The following is a 4431-nucleotide window of genomic DNA, read 5'->3' as shown; positions in this document are numbered from 1 at the left end:
TCAGAAGAGAGATATAATAAGATATAAGGCTTTCTGCACCTTGATTTAAATTTACGCCATCTTTTGTAATGCCATCATAGCATCCACCGGTCTGTGGATCAATGAGGCTAACACCTTTAGAGTTATAACCCGTATACCAACTATAGCATATTTTCGCTTTTTCAAGATACCCGTCTTCTCCCGTTATCTCATATGCCTTAAGACAAGCAAGCAGCATTTCGCAGGCCTCTACAGGTTGTTCATCAAATTCGGCGGGCTTACCCCCTCTTTCAAACCAGCCATGACAGCCTATTGGCTTAAAATATCCCCTGCTAAAGGTATGTTTTACCAAAAAACCAAGGCTTTCTAATCCTATATCTTTAAAGCGCTGCTCTCCTGTTGACTGAAAAGCCACTAGCATAGCCCATGGCAGTATGGCATTGCTATAGGTAAGTATGCCTTCAAACCATTTCCAATCCTCCCTGCAATGGTTATAATACTCATGTACGAGTGAATTTGCCAAACTCCTTATCATCTCTTTGGCCTGATCATCGTCTAAAAAACCTAATCCTATGATCGAGTAAGCTTTTCCTCTGGGATAAAGTAACTTATTACAATTCGGAAGAGCTTTGTTCAAGAGATATTTTGCAACACGGCTTATGTTCACGGGCACATGTTCATTGGATATGGTAAACCCCAGCGCCCATAAGCATCTCCCAAAACAGTCTTCAGAACCCCTTTCTTCAATAAACCGCCTGTCATAATCCATGAAATTCCTGAACCAGCCATCTTCATTCTGGGCATTAAGCAAAAAGCCAATATATCTGTAAAGAAGAGTTTCGTATCTCTTCACCGGTCTCTGCTCATAAAGGAGTACCGCCATGATCAGCGCTCTTGCATTGTCATCGGTGGTATAGCCCTTGGTAGGATCAGGTACCCCATATTTGGCATGCTGCAATATCCCCGTATCGTCAGTCATGCGGAAAACATGCTTATCATTTCTCATCTTAATCAAATCGTACCGCATCATCCTATCCGCATATCTCCTTTTGAGTGGTTTTCCTCAATGGTCTTTATAAATAGCTCAGCATACTGGTTAGCGATATTCTTCCACGTCATCGTCCTACCAAGAGCTAAGGTCTTTTTCTCCATCTCCTCCCTCACCTCCGGATTCTCCAGTATATAGTTAATACACCTTGCCAGCGATATGGAATCTGCAAACTCAGCCAGCATGCCCCTGCCATCTGCCAGCATCTCTTTGGCATACGGATATGGCGTAGAGACTATGGCTTTGCCATATCCCACTGCGTAGGCCAAAGTACCGCTTACCGCTTGATCTTTACTAAGGTATGGCGTCATGTATATGTCCGAAAGCTGTAAATACTCTATAATTTCATCTTTTGTAAGGTATCTGTTAACGAACTGTACATTCTCTTCTACATTCAAACTCCTCACCAATGCTTCTAACTTCTCCCTATAGCTTTCGCCATATTCCTTCCTCACGCACGGATGTGTTTGCCCCAGTATGATGTACAGCACTTCCCGGTGCTTTTTGGCCACCTCTGCTACAGCTTCTATAGCATATTCCAAACCCTTACCCGGACTTATAAGGCCAAATGTACTGATTATCTGCCTCCCTTTAAAGCCGTATTTTTCCTTAAGCTTTTCCCTGGGTTCTGCAGCCTTGTAAGGTACGCCGTGATGTATAACCTCAATTTTATCAACATCTATTCCATATACGTCCGTCAAAATCTTTACCGTGTTGTTGGCCATGGTGACAACCCTTCGGCTTTTTTCGGCCAGGACCTTTATAATCTCTTTTTGTTTATCGGAGGGCTCCAGTAGAACGGTATGCAAGGTGACGATAAAGGGTATATGCAAATTGTCTACAAAATCCAAAATATAATCTCCCCAATCGCCACCGAATATTCCATATTCGTGTTCTATGACCACCAATTCGGTATCAGTCTCGCTCAACTTCTTAGCGGCTTTTACATAACTGCCCCTATCATACTGCTCAATTTCCATGATAACCCTATCATCGTATCGATAATTCCCGTTGCTCATGGCAATAACCCTGGGTTTATTTATAAGAGCTATTTCATCCAGCTCGTTTACCAGGTCTTGAGTAAATGTAGCCAGTCCGCATTCTCTAGGCGGATAAGTGCTTACAAATACGACATTTCTGGCCTTATGGAGCACAGCCATTCATCACCCCTTTCTTGAAATTTGAAAACATAAAACTATATTGCCATGGGACGGCTGTCTTCCCCTACGTACACCGTACTGTAGTAGTCACATCCTTGTTTTATCCTACAATTGGAAGCTACAATGGTATCGATCAGCGTGGCTCCATTCTCCACCACTACATCATTCCATATAACGCTTCTCATGATCCTTACTCCTCTGCCTATGCGTACATTATCTCCTATAATGGCATTTGCACCTATTGACGCATTTTCCTCAATCTTTACATTGGCACCTATATACACCGGCTCATATATCTTCACCGAACTATGGATGTCACAACCCGGTCCTTTATATATCCCTTTACCCGAAAAATTTAAACCGTTTATCCTGTATTTACCTGACATTATATCCATATGAGCCTGCAGATACCTCTCAGGCGTACCAATATCTATCCAGTAAGAACACCCTTTATATACTGCAATCTTATAGCCCTTTTCAATAAGCTGGGGAAACACTTCCTTCTCCACCGATACCACGCGCCCTGCGGGGATCTCCTCCAATACTTTTGGTTCAAATATATACGCGCCAGCGTTTATGAAATTAGAAGTAACTTCATGGGGTTGCGGCTTCTCTTTAAACGAAATGGCATAATCATTCTCGTCATATTCTATAACTCCGTACATGGACGGATCATCCACCTGCGTCACAGCAATGGTAACATCAGCTCCCTTTTCCCTGTGATATTTGATAAACTCTTTTAAATCTATGTCGCTGAGAATATCCGAATTAAATATCAGAAAGGTATCATCAAAGTACTCCTCTGCATTCTTTATCGCTCCACCGGTCCCAAGAGGTATATCCTCTTTAACATGATAAATTTTCATCCCTAACTTTTCTCCATTCTCAAAATATCTTTGAATATATTGAGCCCTATAGCAAGTGCTCAACACCACTTCCTTTATTCCTACGCTTTTCAGGTTGAGTATGCTTCTCTCAAGTAACGGTTTGCCCATGATAGGAATCATTGGCTTTGGAATTTTATTGGTCAAGGGTCTCAGCCTTGTCCCCATTCCTCCCACAAGAAACAATGCCTTCATAAGTTGCATTCCCCCCTTTAAAATTGTTGATTTAAAATCAAACAATTTGAAGAAAGCAATACAACTTTTGAAGACTTATTTGTCATTTGTATAGATTTAAACATCAACTATTATCATTGGAGCTGAACAACTACAAATCTGCTAAAACGTCTAAAAATTGGCTTACTTAAAGCCATTTGATGCCTTAAAATGTCTCTTTAGGAGCTTACTTCATGCAATAAGGCCAAAATCTTATCAGCACTCAATAATTACGAGTGCTAACAAAGCCTAGGATAAGATTTTAACACTTTTATTTCTAATGTCAAAAACAGTTAATACGCATTATGGGCGGTTTGTCTCAATTATATTAGATTATCTCATTTTTAAAAACGATTTTTTAAAATTTATTCTACATAAGGTCGATTTAAAGCCTACATCCCAACAGTAGTACCGCGGTTCCAATACTTGCTGTATACGTTCTTAAAAAAGACCTGCAGTTTTTCCTTGTTTTTATACGTGATGAGAAGGGAATTCTCCAGCCATAACAATCTGATATAATGGGGAAAAGCTTTAAAAAAGATATATAGTCCCAGCATCCACATGCCAAATACTACCATGAATCCATCGGTTTCGGTAGGTGTATTCTCACCCCGATATACCATCCTTGCAATGACATAAAGGACCGCCAGAATTACCGCATAAACCAGAGAAATTCTAAATTGGGTGACGGCGCTCCATACCCCAAAGGTTACAGCTATCGCTTTGCCGCCTCTTCCTCTGAGAAAAGGGGAAAAAGCGTGTCCCAGAATAGGAGCAAATGCCACCGTTGCGATGGATGAATCGGCGATCATCTCGCGCTGTATCAGTACCACAAGGGGAAAATAACCTTTCATGAAGTCCAATAACACTCCCAGCAGCCCCAACTTATACCCTGTCGCTAACCACAAATTAAATGCTCCGGGATTGCCATCCCCCACTTTTGTTAAATCCTTCTTAGCTAGAAGCCCAAGCCAGTACGAAAACATGAGCGAACCGCATAAAAATTCCATAATAAAATACAATACAGTCATAGGCCCCTCCTGCTTTTAACTTCAATCTGCCTTCCTTTCCAGTATACACACCCTTTGAATAAAACCTGATACATGGAGTAGACCATTATCAAAATGAAAAAGGCCAGCGATAGAAA

The 4431-nt window shown here is 41.2% G+C and carries 4 protein-coding genes; all 4 read right to left on the bottom strand.

What is annotated here, in order from left to right:
* The coding region (locus FWJ59_RS08245) for a glycosyltransferase (RefSeq protein ID WP_414481469.1) at window positions 1–1009 on the bottom strand (1009 nt) is incomplete at its 3' end.
* On the bottom strand, window positions 1006–2187 hold the full coding sequence (locus FWJ59_RS08240; RefSeq protein ID WP_414481468.1) for a glycosyltransferase family 4 protein: 1182 nt from the start codon (window positions 2185–2187) through the stop codon (window positions 1006–1008). The genes FWJ59_RS08245 and FWJ59_RS08240, both read right to left, overlap by 4 nt.
* A 35-nt stretch (window positions 2188–2222) precedes the next feature.
* Entirely contained in the window at window positions 2223–3266 is a 1044-nt protein-coding gene (locus tag FWJ59_RS08235) for a sugar phosphate nucleotidyltransferase (RefSeq protein ID WP_414481467.1), read from the bottom strand.
* Between the two features lie 410 nt (window positions 3267–3676).
* Entirely contained in the window at window positions 3677–4315 is a 639-nt protein-coding gene (locus FWJ59_RS08230) for a glycerol-3-phosphate acyltransferase (RefSeq protein WP_414481466.1), read from the bottom strand.
* Between the last annotated feature and the right edge of the window lie 116 nt (window positions 4316–4431).

Source organism: Caldicoprobacter sp. (assembly GCF_047459465.1).
In the GTDB taxonomy this organism is placed as follows: Bacteria; Bacillota; Clostridia; order Caldicoprobacterales; family Caldicoprobacteraceae; genus Caldicoprobacter.
The sequence above is the reverse complement of the archived record's forward strand: the minus strand, read 5'-3'. Positions and strand labels throughout refer to the sequence as shown.